The organism is Streptomyces sp. BE303 (assembly GCF_036290945.1).
Classification (GTDB): Bacteria; Actinomycetota; Actinomycetes; order Streptomycetales; family Streptomycetaceae; genus Kitasatospora.
The window spans coordinates 75413-97809 of the sequence record NZ_JAQYWZ010000826.1 but is presented as its reverse complement, the minus strand read 5'-3'; the positions used below and the strand labels follow the sequence as shown (position 1 = coordinate 97809).

21 protein-coding genes and 1 tRNA gene are annotated in these 22397 nt (G+C 73.4%); 12 read left to right on the top strand and 10 right to left on the bottom strand.

The window, feature by feature from the left end:
• Positions 1 to 41: 41 nt before the first annotated feature.
• Complete coding sequence (locus tag PUR56_RS29155; RefSeq protein WP_329951131.1) at positions 42 to 2510, bottom strand: molybdopterin cofactor-binding domain-containing protein; 2469 nt, start codon at positions 2508 to 2510, stop codon at positions 42 to 44.
• A 401-nt stretch (positions 2511 to 2911) separates the two neighbouring features.
• On the opposite strand from PUR56_RS29155, the gene PUR56_RS29150 reads away from it, so the two are divergent.
• The 6 genes from PUR56_RS29150 (at position 2912) to PUR56_RS29125 (ending at position 7359) form a co-directional block, all read left to right on the top strand.
• On the top strand, positions 2912 to 4201 hold the full coding sequence (locus PUR56_RS29150) for an MFS transporter (RefSeq protein WP_329951130.1): 1290 nt from the start codon (positions 2912 to 2914) through the stop codon (positions 4199 to 4201).
• A 448-nt stretch (positions 4202 to 4649) separates the two neighbouring features.
• Complete coding sequence (locus tag PUR56_RS29145; RefSeq protein ID WP_329951129.1) at positions 4650 to 4778, top strand: hypothetical protein; 129 nt, start codon at positions 4650 to 4652, stop codon at positions 4776 to 4778.
• 222 nt (positions 4779 to 5000) lie between these two features.
• The gene (locus tag PUR56_RS29140; protein ID WP_329951128.1) at positions 5001 to 6614 is read left to right on the top strand and encodes an alpha/beta hydrolase; all 1614 of its coding nucleotides are present in this window, start codon (positions 5001 to 5003) and stop codon (positions 6612 to 6614) included.
• 153 nt (positions 6615 to 6767) lie between these two features.
• Positions 6768 to 6839 (top strand) — tRNA-Pro (locus PUR56_RS29135).
• 33 nt (positions 6840 to 6872) lie between these two features.
• Entirely contained in the window at positions 6873 to 7097 is a 225-nt protein-coding gene (locus tag PUR56_RS29130; protein WP_329881788.1) for a hypothetical protein, read from the top strand.
• A 61-nt stretch (positions 7098 to 7158) separates the two neighbouring features.
• Positions 7159 to 7359, top strand: a complete 201-nt coding sequence (locus tag PUR56_RS29125; protein ID WP_329881789.1) for a hypothetical protein — start codon at positions 7159 to 7161, stop codon at positions 7357 to 7359.
• Positions 7360 to 7376: 17 nt separating this feature from the next.
• Here the strand turns inward: PUR56_RS29125 and PUR56_RS29120 are convergent, their stop codons facing one another.
• Together PUR56_RS29120 and PUR56_RS29115 are read right to left on the bottom strand one after the other, a co-directional pair.
• Positions 7377 to 8111 (bottom strand): XRE family transcriptional regulator, encoded by a 735-nt coding sequence (locus PUR56_RS29120; protein ID WP_329951174.1) that lies wholly within the window; start codon positions 8109 to 8111, stop codon positions 7377 to 7379.
• A 226-nt stretch (positions 8112 to 8337) separates the two neighbouring features.
• Positions 8338 to 8934: a hypothetical protein gene (locus PUR56_RS29115; RefSeq protein WP_329951127.1), complete on the bottom strand. Its 597-nt coding sequence runs from the start codon at positions 8932 to 8934 to the stop codon at positions 8338 to 8340.
• Between the two features lie 388 nt (positions 8935 to 9322).
• Here PUR56_RS29115 and PUR56_RS29110 point away from each other — a divergent pair, with 388 nt between their 5' ends.
• The 3 genes from PUR56_RS29110 to PUR56_RS29100 all read left to right on the top strand — a co-directional run bounded on the left by PUR56_RS29110 (position 9323) and on the right by PUR56_RS29100 (position 11708).
• Positions 9323 to 10537: a helix-turn-helix domain-containing protein gene (locus tag PUR56_RS29110; protein ID WP_329951126.1), complete on the top strand. Its 1215-nt coding sequence runs from the start codon at positions 9323 to 9325 to the stop codon at positions 10535 to 10537.
• Positions 10538 to 10849: 312 nt separating this feature from the next.
• A complete protein-coding gene (locus PUR56_RS43625) occupies positions 10850 to 11251 on the top strand; it encodes a DUF7848 domain-containing protein (RefSeq protein WP_443034586.1) in 402 nt (133 codons plus the stop codon).
• 286 nt (positions 11252 to 11537) lie between these two features.
• Positions 11538 to 11708 (top strand): hypothetical protein, encoded by a 171-nt coding sequence (locus tag PUR56_RS29100; protein ID WP_329951125.1) that lies wholly within the window; start codon positions 11538 to 11540, stop codon positions 11706 to 11708.
• 156 nt (positions 11709 to 11864) lie between these two features.
• Here PUR56_RS29100 and PUR56_RS29095 read toward each other — a convergent pair whose 3' ends face one another.
• The 4 genes from PUR56_RS29095 to PUR56_RS29080 form a co-directional block, all read right to left on the bottom strand.
• On the bottom strand, positions 11865 to 13151 hold the full coding sequence (locus PUR56_RS29095; RefSeq protein WP_329951124.1) for an NAD(P)/FAD-dependent oxidoreductase: 1287 nt from the start codon (positions 13149 to 13151) through the stop codon (positions 11865 to 11867).
• Positions 13152 to 13338: 187 nt separating this feature from the next.
• A complete protein-coding gene (locus tag PUR56_RS29090; protein ID WP_329951123.1) occupies positions 13339 to 13770 on the bottom strand; it encodes a nuclear transport factor 2 family protein in 432 nt (143 codons plus the stop codon).
• A gap of 6 nt (positions 13771 to 13776) precedes the next feature.
• Complete coding sequence (locus PUR56_RS29085) at positions 13777 to 14580, bottom strand: MBL fold metallo-hydrolase (RefSeq protein WP_329951122.1); 804 nt, start codon at positions 14578 to 14580, stop codon at positions 13777 to 13779.
• A 175-nt stretch (positions 14581 to 14755) separates the two neighbouring features.
• Entirely contained in the window at positions 14756 to 16156 is a 1401-nt protein-coding gene (locus PUR56_RS29080) for an MFS transporter (protein ID WP_329951121.1), read from the bottom strand.
• A 100-nt stretch (positions 16157 to 16256) separates the two neighbouring features.
• Between PUR56_RS29080 and PUR56_RS29075 the strand changes: the two genes are divergently transcribed.
• Both PUR56_RS29075 and PUR56_RS29070 read left to right on the top strand, forming a co-directional pair.
• Positions 16257 to 17354, top strand: coding sequence for a DUF5937 family protein (locus PUR56_RS29075; RefSeq protein WP_329951120.1), 1098 nt, complete (start codon positions 16257 to 16259; stop codon positions 17352 to 17354).
• 135 nt (positions 17355 to 17489) lie between these two features.
• Positions 17490 to 18431, top strand: a complete 942-nt coding sequence (locus tag PUR56_RS29070; protein ID WP_329951119.1) for a PhzF family phenazine biosynthesis protein — start codon at positions 17490 to 17492, stop codon at positions 18429 to 18431.
• 113 nt (positions 18432 to 18544) lie between these two features.
• On the opposite strand, the gene PUR56_RS29065 is transcribed toward PUR56_RS29070, so the two are convergent.
• Complete coding sequence (locus PUR56_RS29065; protein WP_329951118.1) at positions 18545 to 19105, bottom strand: hypothetical protein; 561 nt, start codon at positions 19103 to 19105, stop codon at positions 18545 to 18547.
• Positions 19106 to 19237: 132 nt separating this feature from the next.
• Between PUR56_RS29065 and PUR56_RS29060 the strand changes: the two genes are divergently transcribed.
• Positions 19238 to 20467 (top strand): aminoglycoside phosphotransferase family protein, encoded by a 1230-nt coding sequence (locus PUR56_RS29060; RefSeq protein WP_329951117.1) that lies wholly within the window; start codon positions 19238 to 19240, stop codon positions 20465 to 20467.
• Between the two features lie 88 nt (positions 20468 to 20555).
• Here the strand turns inward: PUR56_RS29060 and PUR56_RS29055 are convergent, their stop codons facing one another.
• Positions 20556 to 21014, bottom strand: coding sequence for a ferredoxin (locus PUR56_RS29055; protein ID WP_329951116.1), 459 nt, complete (start codon positions 21012 to 21014; stop codon positions 20556 to 20558).
• Complete coding sequence (locus tag PUR56_RS29050; RefSeq protein ID WP_329951115.1) at positions 21011 to 22252, bottom strand: cytochrome P450; 1242 nt, start codon at positions 22250 to 22252, stop codon at positions 21011 to 21013. Before PUR56_RS29050 ends, PUR56_RS29055 begins: the two co-directional genes overlap by 4 nt.
• Between the last annotated feature and the right edge of the window lie 145 nt (positions 22253 to 22397).

Genomic DNA, 22397 nt, shown 5'->3' with positions numbered 1-22397 from the left:
CGGGTTCGGGCGAAGAGGTGCGCGAGGCGGGAGGGCGCGGCTCAGAAGTTGACGGGGAAGGACCGCGGGCTGGTCCCGGTCGCCCGGGCGTAGGCGTTGGCGACCGCGGCCGACGCGGCCGGCACACCCAGCTCGCCCGCGCCGCCGGGCGGTCCGCTCGGCGGCAGGAGGTGGATCTCCACCACCGGCGGGGTGTGGCGCTGGCGGGCGTAGCGGAAGTCGCCGAAGCTGCCCTCGCGGACGGCGCCGTGGTCGATGTGGTTGCCCGCCCGGAGGATCACCGAGATGCCGTCCACCAGCGCGCCGGTCAGCTGCGCCTCCAGGCCGGTGGGGTTGATCACCGTGCCGACGTCGGCGGCGATCACGGCCTTGGTGACGCGCGGCTGCCGAGGGTCGGTGGCGTCGAGCTCGACCAGGTAGGCGGCGCGGCCGCCGTTCTCGTCGTGGTAGCCGATGCCCTGGGCGTGGCCGGCCGGCATGGGACGGCCCCAGCGGCCGGCCAGGGCGGCCTTGTCGAGGACGGCCCGGCCGCGGGCGTCGCGCAGCAGGGCCCGGCGGAAGGCGACCGGGTCCTGACCGAAGCGGCGGGCCAGCTCGTCCGTCATGATCTCGTCGGCGACCCGGACGGTGCCCGAGTAGACGGACCGCCAGCTGCCGGTGTGCATCTTCAGCGGCACCTCGGCGAGCAACTGCGTCGGGAGGCCCACGTTGTACGGGTTCTTCTCGCTCAGCAGGAAGAACGCCTGGGCGAGCGAGATTCCGGCGGCCGAGAGCTGGAAGCCGGCGGCGGTGAGGGCCTCGCCGAGTCCGTGGCCGAAGTCGGTCGTGACGGTGGCGGCCCGGTGTTCGTAGCTGAGCACCTGTCCGAGGCCGTAGGTGGCGCGGATCCGGTGGTGGCTGGCGGGGCGCATCCGGCCGTGCCGCATGTCGTCGTTGCGGGTCCACATCAGCTTGACCGGGCGGCCGGCGGCCCGGGAGATCAGGGCGGCCTCCAGCGCGGCGTCGAAGAAGAGCCGCCGGCCGAAGGAGCCGCCGCCGCGCACCACGTGCACGGTCACCGCGTCCTGCGGAAGGCCGAGTTCGGCGGCGATGGTCTGCTGGGCCACGATCGGGGTCTGCGAGGCGAACCAGATCTCCGCGCGGTGCGGGCGGACGTCGGCGACCGCCGTCAGCACCTCCATCGGTGCGTGGTTGACGAAGGCGAAGTCGAACTCGCCGTCCACGTACTGGGTGAGCAGGGGCGGGACGAGGAACGGTGCGTGGGCGGCGCGGAGGGCGGCCCGGATGTCGTTGTCGGAGAGCGCGGCGACGGGCCCGGGGTGCCAGGAGGTCCGGAGCGCGTCGCGGGCCTTGAGGGCCTGGTCGAAGGTTTCGGCGAGCACGGCGACGCCGCTGGGGATCGTCACCACGCCCAGCACGCCGGGCATGGTGCGGGCGGCGGAGGCGTCCAGGCTCGCGAGCGTGCCGTTGATGGTGGTGGGGCGGGCGACCACGGTGGGTACCGCGCCGGGGACGGCGAGGTCGCCGGCGTACCGGGCGCGGCCGGTGACGATGTCGCGGGCGTCGATCCGGCCGGTGGGGCGGCCCACCAGGCGTCGCTGTTCGGCGGGTTTGGGGGTGGGGGGCACCGCGGGGGCGGCGACGAGGGCGGCTGGGGCGGCGAGTTCGCCGTAGCCGGCGCGTCGGCCGTCGGGGGCGAGGACGGCGGAGTCGGCGGTGCGCAGCGTGCCGGCCGGCAGCGACCAGCGGCGGGCGGCGGCGGTGACCAACCGCGCGCGGGCGGCGGCGGCCACGGCGCGGACCGGGTCGTACAGGGTGCGGACCGAGTTGGAGGCACCGGTGAGCTGACCGAACAGCAGGTCGGGGCGGCCGTCGGAGAGCGGGATGTCGACGTCGCCGAGCCGGGCGTCGAGCTCCTCCGCGACCAGCATCGCGACCGTCGTGGTGAGGCCCTGGCCGACCTCCAGCCTGGGGAGGTGCAGCACGGCGCGGCCGGCGGCGGTGATCTCCAGGACCAGGAGGTGGGCGGTGGGCAGGCCCGCGACGAGCAGCGCGTCGCCGAGGTCGAGGATGTCCGGGACGCCGGGCAGGCCGAGCAACTGCGAGGGCGCGCCGGCGGGTCCGGCGGCGGGTCCGGGGACAGGGGCCGCGACCTGCGCGGCGGCACGGACCGCGGCCCGGGCGGCGGTCGGTGCGGCGGCGTCCAGACCGGCCCGGGCGGCGACGGTGAGGGTGGGCGCGGCGAGCAGGTAGGTCAGGAAGCGGCGGCGTCCGGTGGACGAGGGAGGCTGCTCGGCGATGCCGTCCGGGGGTGCGGTGGAGGTGCTGATGGCGGGAGCCCTTCGAGCCGGTGACGGCTCCGGCGGGGCGGGCCTTCGTGGGCCCCGGCCCCGGTGCCGGACGGTCTTCGGGTACGCGAACGGGAACGGTTTCGCGGACGCGAGCGTGAACGGTGTTCGTGTGCGCGGACAGGATTGGTCGTGTCCACGTTCGCGAACGCGGATGAGCATAGGAGCGCCTTACTGGCCGGTCAACACGGGCACTTTAGTCCGGATCGGACAACTGACCGGAGCTCGGATGGGGCGGGCACGGACGGTACGCGGCACGGCCGGAGTGTGCCCGGTACCGCCGTCCGGGTGATGCTCGGGCGGGGGCGCACGTGCGTTCCCGGGGCGGGCGCGGGTGCGGTCGGCGCCGGTCCCCGCGCACCGTCCGACACGCGTCGGCGGTCGGGCACGGGGGTCCGCCGCAGGGGTCCGGCGCGGGTGGTCGGGGCGTCGGCGGAGGTACAGCTCCCAGGTCCGCCGGTCGCCAAGTGGCCCAGGGAATCGCACGGTCATTGGCGCTGCCCGGTGGTCCGCCGGCGCCCTAGCCTGAGGTCGAACGACCGGGACCGCCTTCCAGGAGCATCGTGAAACCTCGCCCCCTTCCGGCCGTCGGACCCCGACGGATCCTCGCCGCAGCCCAGTTGGTCAGTGCGATCGGCGACGGCGCGTACTACACGAGCTCGGCGCTGTACTTCACCCGGATCGTCGGCCTCTCGCCGACCCGGCTCGGCCTCGGCCTCGCGGTGGCCTGGGGGATCGGGTCGCTGGCCGGCGTTCCGCTCGGCCACCTCGCCGACCGGCGCGGGCCGCGCGGCGTCGCGGTGACGCTCGCCTTCGCCACCGCGGCCGTCGTCGCCTCCTTCCTGGTCGTCCGCTCCTTCCTGCCGTTCCTCGGCGCGGCCTGCCTCTACGCGACGGCGCAGTCGGGACTCGCCGCCGCCCGTCAGGCACTGATCGGCGGGCTCGTCCCCGGGGAGGAGCGGACCGGGGTGCTCGCCCGGCTCCAGTCGACGCTCAACGCCGGGTTGGCGGTCGGTGCCGCACTCGGCGGCGTCGCGCTGACCGTCGGCACCAGGACGGCCTTCCTTGCCGCGTTCGCGCTCACCGCACTGGGCTTCCTGGTGGCGGGACTGGTGCTGCGCCGCCTGCCGGAGGTCGTGCCGGAGGCCGTTCCGCAGGCCGTGCCGGAGGCCGGCCGGGCGGGCCGCGACGGGCCCGGGCTCGCGGTGCTGGCCGACCGCCGGTACGCCGTGGTGACGCTGGTCAACACCGTGCTGCTGCTGCGGATGCCGCTGCTGAGCCTGGTGCTCCCGCTCTGGATCGCGGAGCGGGAGCCACGGCTCGGCTGGCTCGGGCCGGCGCTCTTCGTGCTCGACACCGTGGGCGTGACGCTCTTCCAGGTCCGTACGGCGCGGGCCGTGACCGGTCTCCGGTCGGCCGTCCGTGCCGTCCGCCGGTCGGGGGCGATCCTGCTCGCGTCCTGCGCGGTGTTCGCGGTGACGGCGGCCGGCGTTCCGGTCGGGGCGACGGCGGTGCTGCTGGTGGCGGCGACGGCGCTCCTGGTACTCGGCGAGATGAAGCAGTCGGCCGGGTCCTGGCAGATCGGCTTCGACCTGGCCCCGGCCGACCGGCTCGGCCAGTACCAGGGCTTCTTCGGGACGGGTGTCGCGGTGGCGCGGACGGCCGGTCCGCTGCTGCTGACGACGCTGCTGCTGGACGGGGGCGCGCCGGGCTGGCTGCTGCTCGGCGGGATCTTCCTGGCGGCCGGCTGCGCGATGGGCCCGGCCGTGCGCCGGGCGGAGCGGGACCGCCCGTGGCGGACGGGCCCGGTACCGGCCGGCCCGGTGCCGGCTCCGGCCGCGGCCGGTCGGTGAGGCGTGAACCCGCTTCCTGGACCGGTGGGGTGACGGCGGGCGCGAGCGGGTGCGGTGTGCCGACCGCATTCAGCTCCACCGCGAGGCCCATCGCGCGGGTGCGCTCGACGAGTTCGGGCAGCCGGGCCGGTCCGGGCGCGGGGCCGTACGGCTCGCCCGGTACGTCGGGTGCGCCCAGGGTGGGCGGGGCGCCCGGCGCGTCCGGCGGGTGCGGCGCGGGCGACACCTCCGGCGGAGGCTCGGGGGTCCCCGGCCGTCGCTCGGGTCGGGGGCGATCCGCAGGACGTGCAACAGGCCCCGCATCTTCTCCGGGGTCTCCCGGCCGGTGCTGCCGATGGCGGACAACTGTCGTTTTCGGACGACGAGTTGTCCGGTCCGCTCGCCGAACGTCCGGGCCACGCCCAGACAGATCGCGGTCTGCGCCAGGGAGAACCGGAGCGACACGGCGGTGAGCGCGCCGGCCGTCCGGACGGCCGCGACGATCGCCGCTCCGGCCGCCGCCCTGCCGGGCGGCCGCAGCACGACCAAGGTGTGGAAGGCGAGCAGCGGCGCCCGGACGTTGTCCGCCGACCGGTAGCCGAAGAGGGTGTACCCGGCCGGCGCGCCGGTGCAGAGCGGCAGGACCGGCCACGGCGCGGTGTGAGGGCAACACCGCGTGATGTCCCGTCAATCGGCCGATCCAACGGGAGATTGACGCCGTGTCGACGGACAACCGGAAGAATCTTCTGCCGTTCGTGGTCTTCCCCTCTTGACCGAGGGCTGACAGGCTGTGCGGGTTTGTAGAACCTGAGGAGGTTTCGTGTCCCGTCTCACCAGCGCGGCCCTGGCGGTCGCCAGTGCCCTCGCCCTCGTCGCAGGCAGCGCCGCCGCAGCCGTGGCCGCGCCGGATCCCGGCCCGAATGCCGAGGCCAAGGTGGCATCGGTCGACTGGAAGCCCTGCAACCCCGACCCGACGCAGCCGGATCCCAAGATCTACGACTGCGCCGTCTACCCGGTGCCGATCGACTACGACCACCCCGACGGCGAGACCATCGGCATCGCCATGATGCGCCGCCGGGCGGGCGACCCGGCCAAGCGGATCGGCTCGCTGTTCCTCAACCCCGGCGGTCCGGGCGGCAGCGGCTACCTGTGGGCGACCACGCCCCGGTTCGGCAAGGACGTGCAGGACCGCTTCGACATGGTCGGATTCGACCCGCGCGGGGTCGCGCGCAGCAACCCGCTCAAGTGCTTCACCACCGACGAGGAGGCCGCCGCCGTCAACGACCGGATGGTCGGCGTACCCGTCACCAGGGCCGAGATAAACGAGACCATCGACGCCACCGAGGACTACAGCGACGCCTGCTCCCGCAACGCGGGCCCGCTGATCGAGCACATGTCCACCATCAACGTCGTCCGGGACCTCGACCGGATGCGCCGGGCCGTCGGCGACGCCAAGCTGACCTTCGCCGGTTTCTCCTACGGCACCCTGATCGGCGCCACCTACGCGGGCATGTACCCGAACAAGGTGCGCGCGGTGATCGTCGACGGCAACGTCGACCCCAACCTGCGCATGCGCGACGGCGTCGAGTACGACAAGCAGCGCGCCGCCGGCTTCGAACTCGCCCTGGACCAGTTCCTCAAGCGCTGCGAGGCCGCGGGCGCGCCGCGCTGCGCCTTCGGTGCGGGCGACACCCGGGCCAGGTTCGACGCGATCCGCGACCACCTGCGCACCAGCCCGGTCACGCTGCCGAACGGCTCCCGGGTGACCCTCTCCAGCTTCACCAGCCAGGTGGCGAGCTCGCTCTACGCGCAGCGCCTCCAGGCCCCGCTCGCCCAGTCGATCCAGGCGCTGGACGACGTACTCCGGGCGCCCGCCGTGAACGGCCTGGCGGCAGCGGCCGCCCCGGCCGGCTCCGAGGCGGCCAACGTGCTCGCGGTGACCGCCCCGAACGCGCTGCGCGAGGCCCTGCCGGAGACCCCGTACTCGTCGGACGACTCGTACTACGGCGTCAACTGCCAGGACAAGCCGCACCCGTCCAACCCGCGGGTGTTCGTCGGTCTCGCCCGGGCCTGGGAGAAGGAGTCCCCGACCTTCGGCCGCTACCAGGCCTTCGACGGCCCCACCTGCTCCAGCTGGCCGGCCCCGGCACGTGACGCCGAGCGCTTCACCGGCCCGTGGAACCGCCGGACCGCCACCCCGGTCATGGTGATCGGCAACCTCTACGACCCGGCGACCAACTACCAGTTCTCGCAGCGGATGCAGCGGCAGCTCGGCAACGCCGTGCTGGTCTCCGTCGACGTGGTCGAGCACTGCGCGGTCGGCCGCAGCAAGGCGCTCAACGTGCTGGTCACCGACTACCTGGTGAACCAGAAGGCGCCCGCGCCCGGTCAGCTGCTCAAGCCCGACGCCGAGGCGTTCCCGCCCGTCGCCTGACACCGTGCCGGTCCTCGGCGCCCCGCACGGCGGTGCCGACGCGCCGAGGACCGACGGCCCGCCCCGGGATCCGATTCCCGGGGCGGGCCGCTTCGTCGGAGGGGGAGCGGACGCGGGGCGTCAGACCTCGGTCAGCGGAACGTTCGGTGGCTACTGGTCGTATCTCAACGGTGGATTGCCTGCTCTGGGAGCGGGACGTCGCAGGTTCGAACCCTGCCGACCAGGCACTCTGAGAGCCGTGCGGGTACGCTGGCCGGCATGGCCGACGAACAGACCCCGGGCGACCGTCAAGCACTCCGGCGGCTCCGCATGGAACGGATGCGACGGCTGATGGACGCGGCGCGGAACGGTGAGTCTGTCGCCACCGAAGACCCCGACGGCGTGTCCCACGTAACGCAGCCGCCCGCCGTTGACGAGAGTCAGCAGCTCGCCGAGGTCCGGCGACGCCAGAAGCAGTCACCCGGAGACGGCCGAACGGACTGACTCCTGCTGCCTCCATGATGCGCCTGGAAGTACCGGGCAACGCGGCACAACCGACGTCACGATGTCTGATGAGGTCGGCTTCACGCTGCTGGCGGTGACCATCGGCGACCCGACGAACGGCCACGCTGCTGGCGACGACGGCCAGGTGCTGCGTGTGGAGAACACCGGCTACCTGGGTGGCGCGCGGCATCGGCTCCGTTCTCCTGGATCAGGTGCCTGCCTCCGCGAACGGGGTGGATGGCGAACCCGGATCGGCGGCTGATCTCACTTCACCCCGGTTCAGACGGGGTCGGGCAGCGTCGGGACGACGCTGAACCGACGAATGGCGTCATCAGCGGTCGACCGATCCAGCAAACTGAGTTCCCACGGGCCGGTGTTGGCGTCGAACTCCTTCCCGAATCCGATCCACTTGCCGGTCATGCGCCGCCCCGTGAGGTCCACGAGCAGTTGAATCGCGCCGTGGTAGCGGGCCCCCCGGTAGTAGCCGTCGTCGGCAGTCTGCTCGGTCCAGGTGCCCGTGACCACGTTGCGGTCGATGGTCAGGTCCAGGTGAAGTGGCGAATCGGCGTTCGACGAGGCGCCCGGTAGCGACGACGCCGCAAGCCGGTTGCCCCGTTGGGTGAGCACCACGTGGTGCAGCCCCGAGTACGTGTTCTCACGGCTACTGCTGAAGTACTCGTAGTGACTGAGCCAGACCCCGCTGTAGTCGTCCCCCGTGGGGGCGGGCAACGGCTGAGGAGTCGGGAACGGGCGGTCGGAGGTCATGTCGTGTCCTCCAGTCCCGTCGTCCGTGACTCGCGGGGGTAGCTGAGCCGACGTGAAGCCAAGGTGGTCGGCGGACACGTTGGTCACGGCCTCCAGCGCTCGAAGGTACACGGGTCGAGGCGCACGAACCTCCCCGGACTCCCAGCGTTGCACAAGCCGCTTGCTGGCGTCGTTGGGTTCGCCCAACTGCTCGCCCACGTCGCACAGCTGGCGGGCAGGTTCGTCCTGACTGAGGTCATACCTCTGAATCTAAACCCCAAAGGGGGCTCTGGGAAACCTAAATGACGGCCTGTCAAGGCAGTGGTAGTGACGCCCGGTCGGCGTCGAAACGGCCGTGCCGAACGCGCCACGATCAACCTTGTCCACCCCGTGACGTTATGGACTGTAAGGGGTGCTCATGCCAGGGGTGGGAGAGGTTGTGCGGGAGGCCGGTGTCGGTGGCAGGCAAGCTGTGCCCCGACTGCCGCACAGTGACCTAACACTGCGTGACGCGAATCCCCTTCGACCGCCATGGTTCCGGCGCTTCCTCGGCGTCGGCGAGTCGCTGGATCCATGCCAACTGGCTCTCGAAATACTGCCAGTACGGCGTGGGACCGGTCGCAGTATCTCCCTTCCCGAAGACGAGAATCGGCCCGTCCGTGCCGCGCTTTCCGTGCCCGTAGATCATGACCCGCATCGTGTCATCGATCATTTCCATGGCAAATGAGCAAGGAAAGTTGAAAAGGTAGATCTTGAAGTCACCGCCGCGCCGGGCAGCCTCGGTCAAGGGGGTTAGCACCTCGCGCATGTACCGTGCGGGATCCTCCATGGCTGCCTCCGCCGGCTCCAGTCGATACCGGTCCTTCCTGGAGGCGCAGAAAGGATCCATGATGAAGACCCTGATCGGAACCTCGTGCGACTTGGAGACAAAGAGGTTCAGAAGTTCTTCACTGCCATAGAAGTTGCGCGTCAGACCGAACATCGTGATCCGCAACCGAGCCTCACGGATGCGCTGGATCAGATCGGCCTTCGAGTCGGCATTGGTGATCGGAAAGAGGTCATGGAGTCCAGCCGACTCCAGATGTCCCAACATGCGTCCACTGTAGTCCCGGCCGAAACCCAACCGGACCGACTATCTGGAGGCCAAGCGTTCGCCCGACTGTCGACCCGTGGACCCACCTCCTTCGAATTCCACGGAACGGGCTGGCCAGCGTTGTCCGGGCGGGCGCGTCTCTGCTCCGCTCCCGGAGAGGATCACCCGCAGCGTCGGAGCGATCATCTCGGCTCGGCTGTCGAAGCTGCCGGGAACCCCCACGCCTCCCGTGTCCGACGCCCCTCCGCGCCCGGATCGCTCGCAGTCGCCCCGAAAGCAGTCTCACGAGTGCCATGGGCGGGGGGTGGTGTGGGAGGCCGGTGTTGAGGCTGAAGGTTGTGTTCGATCCATAGAGACTGGCGGACGCTCGGCGTTCTACGCTGAGCCCATGGCACTAGATCCCGCCCTGCCTGTCGGCCGGCGTATCCAGTACTACCGGGAGCGCGCCGGGAAGAGCCGAGTCGTGTTCGCGGCGCTGCTTGGCCGGTCGCCCTCTTGGCTGAAGCAAATCGAGATCGGCGTCCTGTTGCCGCCGCGCCTTCCTGTGCTGATGCGCATCGCCCAACACCTGGGGATCGATGATCTCTCGGCGCTTATTGGCGACGTCAGCATGCCCCGGTCACTGTACTCCGAGATAGAGCACCCCGCGCTGGCCTCGGTTCGCCGAGCCGTTGACAGCGCGCCGCTCGGTACCGCGGGCGGGCCGGCTCCGCAGCTGGAGCACATCGCGGTACAGCTTTCGGAGGCATGGCGGACGAGGATGACGCGGGGCGATCACCGCACGGCGCTGGCAGAGCTTCTCCCTCCGCTCGTCTCGGCCGCCTCCGTGGCCGCATCGCATCCGGAGTGTGTCGATCGACGCCGTGCGGAGATCATGTACGCCTCCGCGCTGAACCTGACGCAGATGTACGCCGCATTCCAGGGGGATGGCAACCTCGTCTGGCGGGTGGCGGAGCGGGCCCTCGCCACGGCGCGCGCGTCCGGTTCTCCAGCGGCCATCAGTCAAGCGTGCTGGTTCCTGGTGGAGGCGTTCCGCAAGGCGGGACAGTGGGAGAGCGCACAGACCCTCACCGAGGACGCACTCAGGCTGTTGGACCCCGTGAGAACGGAAAGCCCTGCTCTCGCCTGCGCTTGGGCTGACATGGCTTATCACGCTGCCATCACTCACGCTGTTGCGGGGGAAGGTGGTGACGCCTGGAGGTGGATCGACCGTGCGTCCGCCGTCTCCGAGATGCTGCCGGTCGGTCACTGGAGCGCGCCGACATCAGGATCCCGGCAGGCTGCTGCGCTGCACTCGGTGACGGTGGCTGTGGAACTGCGGCAGAGCGGTACGGCCCTTCGGTGGGCACGACGGCTGCCCGACGCTGACGTAGTGGCGGTTCCGCGCCGGGGGAGGCACCTCATTGAGGTGGCCCGGGCACACGCGCTGAGGGGGGAGACGGACAAGGTCGCGGAGCGGTTGACCACCGCTGTGGCGGTTGCCCCGGAGACGGCGCGATGGAACGAGGAAACCCGTTCCATGGTGCGGACCTTGATCGACGGTGGCCCCGCCGATCACGCGGCCGGCCGGAGACTTGCCGATGCCATCGGGATGGCCGCCTGAGAACAGGGGGCAGATACTCTGCCCCTCCTCCCCGTAACGAGCCCGTAGCGTCGTGTGACGAAACGGGCTCTTTGCGTGAAGGGGCGAACGAATGGCGGCGGCAAGACAGCGGAAGCAAGGGCAGATTGACGACCCGAGGCGACCGTTCCCCGGACGGTCGGGCGGGACGGTCAAGGTGCCCAGCGGTTGGCACCCTTTGGACGACTACCGGTCGGCGCCGCGAAGCGACTTCACCTCGACCGGCGAAGCCCTCCAGCGGGACGCGATCCTCGCGCACTGCGAGTGCGTCACCTGTGTCAGCCGGCGGTCGGTATGACGGCCCGCAGGCTGTTGGAGCCCGTCGACCCGTGGACCCACCTCCTCCGAATCCCACGGAACGGGCTGGCGAGGGTCATCCAAGCGGGCGCGGAGGCGGAGAGCAGCACGCTGGCATCGTCGTCCGACGCTCCCCGCCCGGTTCGCGGCCGGTGGCGGTTCATGGACTGGGTGCTGCGGATCGACGTGGAACCCGACCGGCCCCCGGTCCTGCACCGCTACCGGTGCGAAGGGGAGTCCGAGGACGGCCGGCCGTGCGCGGCGCAGAGCCCGGTCACGGAGTCGTTCGAGGTCGCACAGCAGTGGCCCGGGAAGCACTTGCGAGACCACCAGGATCACCGGAGCTACGCGCACGTCGTGACGACGCCGTGGGTCATGGTGCCGAAGGACGAGCTGTGATCACGGAGACCGGGCCCGAGGTCGTCAACTGCCCGGTGTGTGCCGCGTGGGCAGCGCTGGAGCAGGTTTCCGAGGAGGCCGAAGACCACTCCCGGGCTGTCGACGCCCGGATCCACGCCGCACGACACCGTGAGGCCGAGCACGGTGGATGACGACGGCATGGAGGACTACCGAGGCCCGTCACCGGGCCCGTTGGCGGTCGCCGTCTCGCTGGCCGGCATCGCGCTCTTCGCCGTGCTGCTTCTGACGGCGTTCAACCCCCGACTCGGATAGGAGACACCGGACCATGGCTCGCGATCCCGACCCGCCCTTGAGCGATCAGCACCGCCAGGCCGCCAAGGCCCACACGAACGACGCGCGGGAGAAGAGCGACAACGGCAAGGCCGCCGGGAAGTCGATCACTCACGCCAACAACGCCAACACCACGGCTGCCCGTCTGGGGCGCAAAGGGCGTTGAGCTCCCGTCCCGGCAGCCGGATCGTGGCATAGCAGCCACCGGGACGGAAGGGTGGAGCAGAGCCCCCGGACAGGGGGCGCTGTCCGGGGGCTCCGTGCCGAACCGGCGTGAGGATCACGGACGGTCGGCTGATCGAGCCGGAGTGCCGGACGTGTCTCAGACGTCGCCGAGCGGAACGTCCGGATCCGTCAGCCGGTCCACGTCCACCGTCCGCTGTGACCGGATCAGGTTGCGGATCGGATCGACGACGTCCCAGATGTTCACGTTCATGCCCGCCAGCACCCGGCCGTCCTTCAGCCAGAAGGCGATGAACTCCTTCGCCTTCACGTCGCCCCGGAACACCACCTTGTCGTAGCCGCCCGGCTCCACGTAGCCGACGTACTCCATCCCCAGGTCGTACTGGTCCGAGAAGAAGTACGGCACCCGGTCGTAGGCGGCGTCCTCGCCGAGCATCGCCCGCGCCGCCGTCTGCGGCTGGTTGACCGCGTTGGCCCAGTGCTCGACCCGGATGTGCCGGCCGAGCTGGGGGTGGAAGGCGTTGGCGACGTCACCGGCCGCGTAGACGTCCGGGTCCGACGTCCGGAGGTGCTCGTCGGTCTTGACGCCGTTCTCGATCTCCAGCCCGGCCGCCTCGGCGAGTCCGGTGTCCGGGGCGATGCCGATGCCGACCACGACGGCGTCCGCCGCCACCGACGAGCCGTCGGCCAGCCGGACACCCGTCACCTGCCCGTCCTCGCCGGTCAGTTCCGCGACCTTCGCGCCGAACCGCAGGTCCACCCCGTGGTCGCGGTGCAGGTCGGCGAAGACCTGGGCGACCTCGCGGCCCAGCACCCGGAGCAGCGGGAGTTCGGCCGCCTCCAGGACGGTCACCTCGGCGCCCGCCGCCCGGGCCGCCGCCGCCGTCTCCAGGCCGATCCAGCCGGCCCCGATCACCACGATCCGCCCGCCGGACCGGAACGCCGCCCGGATCCGGTCGCTGTCCTCGACCCGGCGCAGGTACAGCACACCGTCCTGGTCGGCGCCGGGCACCGGCAGCCGGCGCGGCACCGAACCGGTGGTCAGCAGCAGCTTGGCGTACTCCACCCGGCTGTGGTCGGCCAGCGTGACGGTGTGCGCCGCCAGGTCGATCGCGGTCACCGCCGTGCCCAGGCGCAGGGTCACGTCGTGCTCCGCGTACCACTGCGGGGGATGGACGTAGATCTTCTCCCGCGCGGACTTGCCGAGCAGGTAGCCCTTGGAGAGCGGCGGCCGCTCGTACGGGCGCTCGTGCTCGTCGCCGATCAGGACGATGCCGCCCCGGTAGCCGGCCTCGCGCAGTGCCTGGGCGGCCTTGGCGCCCCCGAGGGAGGCGCCGACGATGACGTACGGGTGCTCCGTCCCGCCGTCGCCCGTGCCGCCGGTACCGCCGGTGGTGCCCGTGCTGTCCGTGCTGTCCGTGCTCATGGTGAACTCCTCGCTCTCCGGCCGGAATCACGGACAGCCTGCCGTCGCCCGGCGGGGCTGTCGAGACCGCACTCGGGCGCGCCGCGCGGGCTCCCCCGAACGGGTGACGAGGACCGGGTGGCGGCCCCACCGCGTACGGACGGTCCGGAACGGTGGGGACGGAGCGATGGGGGGCGGAGTCAGGGCGTCACGGTGACATCGCGTCGCGGACCAGGGCGGTGTCGGTGAACTGCTCGAACCGGACGATCCGGCCGCCCCGCACCGTGAAGTGGTGCGCCACCCGGATCGCCAGCGACCGGCGGGTCACCCGGTGGACGGCCGTGTAGCGGGCCAGCACGACCACGTTCTCGCCGTCCACCACGTAGCGGTCGTCGTGCGCGGTCCAGCCCTCCCAGTCGGCGGCCAGCCGCTCCATCACCCCGCTGGTGACGCCCTTGGGCGTCCGGTACGTGCCGGCCAGGGGGAAGCCCGCCATCTCGGTCCACTCGACGTCTTCGGCGAGGGTGGCCCGCAGCGCGGCGAGATCGCCGCGCGCCGAGGCCAGGTACTGGCGGCGGACCACGTCGGCCGGCGCGTCGGACTCGGCGAACGCGGCGGTGGACCTCGGGATCTCGATCATCGCGTCTCAGCCCCAGGTCATCTCGCCCTTGGCGACCTTGGTCCCGAGGTCGACCGCCAAGGTCATGCCCAGCTCCGGGAACCTCCGCTCCAGCGCCTCCTTGGCGGACGCCGCGTCCGGCGCCCGGCCGACCTCCGTCTCGAAGGCCCGCAGGTAGTCCCGGGTGTGGTCGATCGGACCGGTGTCGGTGGGCGAGCCCGCCGTCCGGTGGCCGGCCGCCACGAACTCCGGTTCGAGCACCGCCATGTCGTCGAGCAGGCCGATCCAGGCCGCGCGCTGCTCCGGGGTCGGGGTGTCCGCCGTCCACACGTGCAGGCCCTGGAAGAGCAGGACCCCGCCCAGGACGGCGCGGTGGTGGTGCTGCCACAGGTAGTGCCGGTCGGGCAGGTGGAAGTCGGCGCCGCGCAGTTCGAACCGGTGTCCCTCGAAGACCAGCTCGTCGTTGTGCAGCACCTCGGGGCGGACCAGCCGGGTGGGCAGCTCGGGGCCCAGGTGCTCCCAGGCCGCGAGCTTGGTGTCGAAGGTCTCGTCGATGTGCTCGACGGTCAGGGCGGAGGCCAGGAACCGGGCCTCCGGGAAGACGTCCTGCACCTCCTGGGCGCCGAAGTAGAAGTCCGGGTCCCCGTGGCTGACGAACACCGTGGTGAGGCGCTTGCCGGTGGCCTTCACCCGCTCGGCCAGCCGGCGCCCGTCGGACCGGGTGAACCCCGCGTCCACCAGCAGGGCGTCACTCGGGCCGGTCACCAGCACGGAGGTCTTGTTCAGGGAGCTGTCGGGGCTGTCGATGATCTCGAAGTCGAGGGCGCTCATGCGGGGTGTCCTTCCTCGCGGCCGGGCGCGTCGTCCCGCGCGGAGTGCGTCCACGCGTCGCCGCCCAGCATCGGCGACCGCGCGCCCGCCCGCACCCCGGGGCGGGCCGGCGGGTGGACGGCCCGGCGGCTGAGGGGCGGGAGGCCGAACGGTCGAACGGCCGGGCGGTCGGGGGTCACCCGGTCGGGGCGAGGCGGGTGACGGCCGCGGCGGCGAGCAGGGTGGTGGCGGCGAGGACCCCCCAGAGGACGCCCGGGCCGACGGCCAGCAGGGCCGTCAGGGCCGCCGGAGCCAGCGCGCGGCCGACGCCCATCGACAGCTCCCAGCGGGCCAGCGCCCGGCCGAGCTGCTGCGGCGGTGCGGTGGCGGCGACCAGGGCCGTCCCGGAGCCGGAGTAGAGGATCTCGCCGAGGGTGAAGAGCACCGAGACGGCCGCCACGGTCGCGGCGCCTGCCGTGCCGCCGAGCGTTCCGGCCGCCCAGAACCCCAGGTACGAGAGCGCGAGGGCGGCGCCGCCGGCCGCCAGCACCGCGCGTCGGGACCGGTCGGCGAGGCGGAGCACCAGAGCCAGCTGGAGCGTGATCACCAGCACCGTGTTGCCCACGAACACCCCGGACGACCAGGCGGGGGAGGCGTGCAGGTGCAGTACCAGCAGGGCGGGCAGCGCCACCTCCAGCACGTCGAAGGAGAACGAGTAGGGAAGGTTGGCGAGGCTGAGCAGGGTGATCCGCCGCAGCTCGGGGCCCGTCGCGGCCGGGCCGGAGGGAGCGCCGCCGGCCTTCCCGGTGGCCACGGTGCCGCCGGTGCCCGGGGCGTCGGCCGCGCCGGGCGGCCGGCTCGTGTCGACCCGCAGGGAGTGGACCAGGACCGCCGCGACCAGGCAGGCGACGGCGGTCACCCCGGCGAGCAGCCGGATCGTGCCCGAGCCGCCGGCCACCGCCAGGGTGGCGACCAGCGCGCCCGCGCCCAGACCGGCGTTGCGCAGCGTCCGGCCGGCCGCCAGCGCGGCGTCCCGGGTGCGGCCCTCGGTGAGCGTCGAGACCACGGCGGCGTGGGTGGTCGGCCAGGACTGGCTGCCGACGCCGAGCAGCACGGCGGCCGCAGTGAAGCCGGCCACCCCGTCGGACAGCAGCAGCGTCAGCGCGCCGGCCGCCCGGACCAGCAGGGTGGCCGCCGCCGGGAGGCTGCGGGCGCCCCGGTCGATCCAGCGGCCGGTGAGCGGGAGGACCAGCAGGCCGACGACCATGCCGGCCGACATGGCCAGGCCGGCCGTCCCGGCGTCCAGGGCCAGCACGCCGATGCCGTAGAGCAGGAGGAACGGCCGGAGCAGGCCGGTGCCGAGGGCGTCGACGACGAGGGCGGCGGCGTAGCGGCGACCGCCGGCGGCGGTGAGCAGGGAGATCAGGGCGGCCGGGCCCGCAGGGCCTCTCGGGCCCGGCCGACCGGCCGGAGGCTCTGCCGGAGTGGCCGCCGGATCCGGAGCCGGAGCCGGAACGGGAACGGTGCGGGGGTCGGGGACGACGGTCGGGACGGGTGGCGCGGGCTGCTGCCGGGCCGGGCTCTGGAACGGGGTCATGGCCGGTACCGTCCGCCCGGACCCCGCGCGCGGGCACGTCGATTGACGAGTACCGTCAATCGACGCGGGTCCGCCTGCGGGCGGGTGGCAGGATCAGGGCGTGAGCCTGACCATCGACATCACCTCCCTGCCCGACGAGCGCCTGATCTTCACCCCCTCGCCGCTGGCCGAGATGAGCGCGATGCTGCACGTCCTCGGCGAGCCGGCGCACCATCCCGAGCGGCACGGGTGGGCGGCGAGCACCACGGCGTCCATCCCGCCCGCACTCGCCGAGCGGCTCGCCGAGGCGGACTTCCTCTGGCGCTCCTCGCGCGCCGACTTCCTCGTCCCCGGAATCCCCGGCGCCACCCTCGCCGACGAACTGGACGCCGTCGACCGGATCGACGACGAGCAGTACGTCCGGGCCGCGCTGGTGCTGACCTGCGGGGCCTCCCGCCTCGCCCACCGGATCACCTCGCCGCTCACCGACCCGGTGGCGCAGGAGCGGGCCCGCGAACTCGCGCTGGCGCGCGGCCCCCGGCAGGCCGACTTCGCGGACCGGCTGCTCACCGACCCGACGGCGGTCCGCGCCCTGGTCCGGCGGATGCTGGAGGACTGCGCGGAGGCGTTCTTCGCCGACGCCTGGCGGCGGGTGCTGCCCGACCTCGCGGCCGACGCCCGGCGGAAGACCGACCTGCTGGTGCGGCGCGGCGCCGCCGAGGCGCTGGCGGCGGTCTCCTCCTCGGTGGCGCTGGAGGACGCCGGCGGGGGACGGCGCCGGATCGTCGTCGACAAGTTGCAGGACAACGCCACCAACGGGGCCGGCGCCGGCGGCGTCACCTTCATCCCGACGGCGTTCGGCCGGCCGCACCTGGTGGTGGTGCACACGGCCGGGTGGCGGCCGGTGGTGCAGTACCCCCTGGCCGAGGACGGCGTGCCCGAGCCCGTCTCGCTGGCCGTCGTCCAGCAGCGGCTGGAGGCGCTCGCCCACCCCGTCCGGCTGCGGCTGGCCCGGACCATCGCGCGCGGGCCGCACACCACCGGCGAGCTGGCGGCGGCCTGGCAGCTCAGCGCGCCCGAGGTGTCCCGGCACCTGGCGGTGCTCCGCAAGGCCGGGCTGCTGGTCACCCACCGGCGCGGGCGGTACATGCTCTACCGGCTCGACCTGGCGGGCAGTGCCCGGCTCGGGACCGACCTGCTGGAGGCGGTGCTGCGCTGACGGCGCCGCGTTGACGGTGCCGCGTTGACGGTGCGGCGTGCGGAACACCGGGGCCGGCGGGCCGCGTGAGGGGTCGGCCGCCGGACGGGGACGGCGATCGGGAACAGCGGCGTGACCTGCCACGTTCTTGCGGACATGACCAGTGACGCCTTGTCGGCGACCCCCCTGACTCCCGAGACCTCCGCATCCGCCGGGGCCGCCGGGCCCGAGATCCTCCGCTACGCCGCGTTCGCCACCGACCCGGGCGGCGGCAACCCGGCGGGCGTGGTGCTGGACGCCTCCGGGCTCTCCGCCGAGCGGATGCTCGCCCTCGCCGCCGAGGTCGGCTACTCGGAGACGGCCTTCCTGGTCCCCGCCGGGGCGGGCGGGGCCGAGGCCGAGGTCGAGGCCGGGGCCGAGGGGCGTTACACCGTGCGGTACTTCAGCCCGCTGACGGAGGTGCCCTTCTGCGGCCACGCCACCGTCGCCTCCGCCGTCGCCCTCGCCGAGCAGGTCGGTCCCGGACGGTACGTCTTCGTCACCGCGGCGGGCGAGGTCCCGGTCGAGGTCGACAAGGGCGCGGACGGCACGCTGCGCGCCACCCTCACCAGCGTCGAGCCGTACGTCGAGGAGGTGGGCGGGGCGGACGTCGCCGAGGCGCTCGCGCTGCTCGGTTGGGCGCCCGGGGACCTGGACGCCGCGCTGCCGCCCCGGATCGCCTACGCGGGCGCCCGGCACCTGGTGCTGGCCGCCGCCACCCGCGACCGGCTGGCCCGCCTGGCCTACGACTTCGACGGCCTGGCCGCCTTCATGACCGCGCGTGACCTGGTCACCGTCCAACTGGTCTGGCGCGCCGGCCCCGAGGTCTTCCACGTCCGGGACCCGTTCCCGGTCGGCGGTGTGGTCGAGGACCCGGCGACGGGCGCGGCGGCCGCGGCCTTCGGCGCCTACCTGCGCGAACTCGGCGCCGTCGCGGACCCGGTGGTCCTCACCCTGCACCAGGGCGAGGACCTGGGCCGCCCGGGCGTGCTGCGGGTGGAGCTGCGCGAGGAGGACACCCGCGTGCGGGTGTCCGGCGCGGCGGTGGCGATCCGGTAGGCGGTGCGGCGGCCGGCCCGGCCGGTGGCGGTCCCCGTTCGCCCCCGCGGGGGACGAACGGGGACCGAGCAGGGACGAACGGGGACAAGTGGGTGCGAGCGCGCGGTGGGGTGTTACACCGTGGGCGGGCACACCAGCGTGCTGGTGACGGCGGGGGTGGGGACCTCCGCGCCGTCGTGGGACAGCGTGCCCAGTGCGTACTCGTAGTGGAAGTAGTGCGGGGCGAAGTCGACGACCGGGTGGACGGTGCAGTCGGAGGTCGCGGGGTAGCGGAAGGACAGCGTGATGGTCCGGCTGGTCCCCGGATCGATCGGCACCTGGGGCGAGGTCAGGTTGAGGATCACCCGGCTGCTCTGGTAGTCGCACAGGCTCACGTCGCCGGTACATCCGACGAACTCCGCGCGCGCACCGGTTGCGGGCTGCGGGCTGACCTCGACCATCGGCAGCCACAGGTAGAGGAACTGCACGGCAGTGGTCTGCGGATTGGTGAACGTCACGGTCAGGTTGGCGACCTGGCCGGGTGTCACCGTGGCGTGGTCCACACTCAGGGCGAAGTGCGGCGCCAGGACGGCGGGCGCGGCGGTGGCCTGCCCACCGAAGCCCATCAGGCTGAGGAACAGGACGAGTGCGGCGACGAGCCCCGTGCGCTTCGTCGCCGAAGTGGTTGTCTGCATGGCTGGGTAGCGTAGGCAGCCGCGCCCGCCGCGTCTGCCCCGCACCCGGAGAACCGGCCATGATCCGCACCGGCCCCGGACGGGGCGGTAAATCGCTCGCGCGGATGGGATGAGCTGGGGGAACATGCCCGGATGCGAGCGAACGGTCGGACGGTCAGCGTCCACCTCACCCACGGGGACGACTACCTGGGCCCGGTGGGCCCCTTCGAGCTGGCGGAGGCGTGGTGGTCGTCGGCCGGGCCGGTGGCCGAACGCGTCGCGGCGGAGGTCGGGGTGCCCGTGGTGGTGGTCCGGCTCACCGGGGTGACGGGCGGTGAGGGGGGCGGCGGCGGGCACACCGTCTACCACGTGGAGACGTGGGAGCGCCCGGCCGCGGCGGCGCCGCGGCCTGCGGAGCCCGACGTCGCCGCACTCCTCGGACCCGCCGAGCGGCGGGCGGGCTGGGCCACGCCGTCCGGGCTGCGCGAGGCGCTCGCCTGGGCGGAACGGGAGCTGGCCGCGGCCGGCCGCCCGGCCACCGGTCGGGCCGAGCAGGTCCGGACGTGGAACCTGTCGGGGCTGTTCCGCTTCCCGACCGCCGCCGGACCGGCCTGGCTGAAGGTGATCAACCCGGCGTTCAACGCCCGCGAGGCGGACGTGATCGCGCTGTTCGGGGCCGTGGACCCGGCGCTGGTGCCGTCGGTGATCGCCGCCGACCCCGGCGCCGGCCGGCTGCTCCTGGACGAGGTCGCCGGAGAGGACTGCTGGGGCCCCTCGGAGGCGGAGGTGGCCGGCGCCGTGTCGCGGCTGGTCACCGCCCAGGCGGTGCTCGCGGCCGACGGCCGGGCCGCCGCGGCCGGTCTGCGCGACCGGACCCCGCGCGCGCTCGCCGCCGGGGTCGACGGCCTGTTGGACCGGTTGGAGGCCGAGTCGGACCTGACGGCCGACGAGCTCGCCGCCGCCCGGGTGCTCGCCGCCCGGCTGCCCGCCCTGGTCGAGGAGCTGGCCGCCTGCGGGCTGCCGGAGACCCTCGTCCACGGTGACTTCCACCCCGGCAACTGGCGCTCCGACGGCGGGGATCCGGTGGTCATCGACTACGCGGACTCCTGCCTCGGCCACCCGGCCATGGACGGGATGCGGCCGCGCGCGTTCGTGAGCGAGGAGGGGTGGGCGCAGGTGGCCCGGGAGTGGGCGGGCGCGTGGCGGGCACAGCTACCCGGCTGCGAGCCGGAGCGGGCCCTGGACCTGGTCGGCCCGCTCTACCACCTCGCGTACGCGCTCCGGTACCAGGAGTTCCTGGACCACATCGAGGTGAGCGAGCGTCCGTACCACGAGGGCGACCCGGCCTCGGAGGTCCGGCAGGCACTGCGGGCGGCGGGCTGACGCCCGACGGGTGCGGTGTCCGCCGTGCGGCCGTCGGCGCTCCGGGCCGGGGGCTCCGACGGCCGTGGGCGTTCAGGCCGGCCCGGGATCAGTCGGTCGGGCTGATCGGGCGGCCGTCGTGCGCGGCGTACAGGGCGAGTGCCTCCACCGGACAGAAGTCGACCGCGTCGGCCAGCTCCGGTGTCAGGTGTTCTCCGGCGAGACCCTCGGGGAGGTGGCCGGAGAACTCCCCGGAGAACTCCGCGGCGAGGTCGTCGTCGGCGTCCGCGAACGGGCCGTTCAACGGCCGGGCGAGCCCGTCGGCGCCGAGGGTCAGGGAGCCGGGTGCGGTGTTCGCGCACATGGCCGAGCCGATGCACCGGTCCCGGTTCACCCGGACGACCACCACCGGCTCGGCCGCGTGCGTGGCGACCTGGGCGGCAGTGGCAGTGGTGGCAGTGGTGGCCGAAGCAGCAGTGGCGGGGCCGTGAGCCGGTCCCGGCCCCGAGCCCGTCCGAAGGCCCGGCTCGGTGCCCGGCTCGGTGGCCGGACGGCCGGCGGCCGTCACCAGGCGACCTGGAGGCTCTGCGGGCTGCGGGTCAGCAGACCGCGCCGCCAGTCGATGGCGTCCGCCGGTTCGGCGAGCCGCAGCGAGGGGAGCCGGCGGGCCAGCCGGTGCAGCGCGAGCTCCAGCTCCATCCGGGCCAGCCAGGCGCCCAGGCAGTGGTGCGGACCGGCGCCGAAGGTGAGCATCGGCCCGGCGAGCGGGGAGAACAGCTCGGTGAGCAGGTCCCCGGTGAACACCGACGGGTCGGTGTTGGCGGCGTCGGTGCTGGCGGCGACCACGCTGCCGGCGGGGATCAGCACGCCGCCGATCTCCACGTCCTCGACGGCCCGCCGCAGCAGGCCGGGCAGGACGTCGGCGTCCCCGAGCGGGACGGCGCGCAGCAGCTGCTCGGTCGCGGCGGCGGCGCTCCGCTCGTCCGAGGCGAGCTGCCCCCAGGCGTCCCGGCCGTCGCCGAGCAGGTAGACGACGGCGTTGCCGAGCGAGGTCATGGTGGTCTCGTGCCCGGCCACCACGAGGCCGATCACCAGCGAGACCAGTTGCTGCTCGGTGATCCCCGGGGTCTCGGCGGCGGCCGCGAGCAGGCCGCTCACCAGGTCGTCGCCGGGGGCGGCGCGGCGTTCGGCGATGAGGTCGGCGCCGAAGGCGGCGAACTCGTCCATGGCGGTCCGGATCGCCTCCGCCGAGTAGGCGGAGGTGGAGAGGGCGTGGTCGCTCCAGTGCGCGAGGCGCTTGCCGTCGAGGCCGTCCAGGCCCATCAGGCGGCTGATGACGGCGACCGGCAGCGGGCGGGTGTAGCCGGCGACGACGTCGGCGGGGGAGCCCTGGTCGATCAGCTCGTTGAGCAGACTCTCGATCACCGAGGCCACCCACGGGCGCCAGCGGGCCGTCGCCCGGGGGGTGAAGGCGCGCTGGACGGTGCGGCGCAGCCGCTGGTGTTCGGCGCCGTCTATGTTGAGCATGCTGGACGGGTCGTCGAGCAGGTTCGGGGTGCGGGAGACCGGCGGGGCGCCGGGCGCGTAGAGCGTGGACCGGCCCAGGCGCTGGTCGGTGAGCACCTTGCGGACGTCGGCGTGTCGGCTGACCAGCCAGACCGGGGTGCCGGTGGGCAGCGCGGCCAGCCGGGGCGGGCCGGGTGCGAGCAGGCGCAGGCAGTGCAGGGGCGGCAGCACGGCGGACGCGGTTCCGGGGTTCGGGTCGGTGCCGGTTCCGGCACCGGTGGCACTGTTCTCGGCGGACATCCGTACTCCAGACTCCAGGGCGGTGGCCGCGGGGCGGCGGCCGTGCGGGGGGTGGATCCGGGCGGTGCGCGGGGACGGCAGGGCGGTTGACGATGTGCCGGTCGGCCAGGTTCGGTTCGACCGTACGTGGGCGACGGGCCACAGT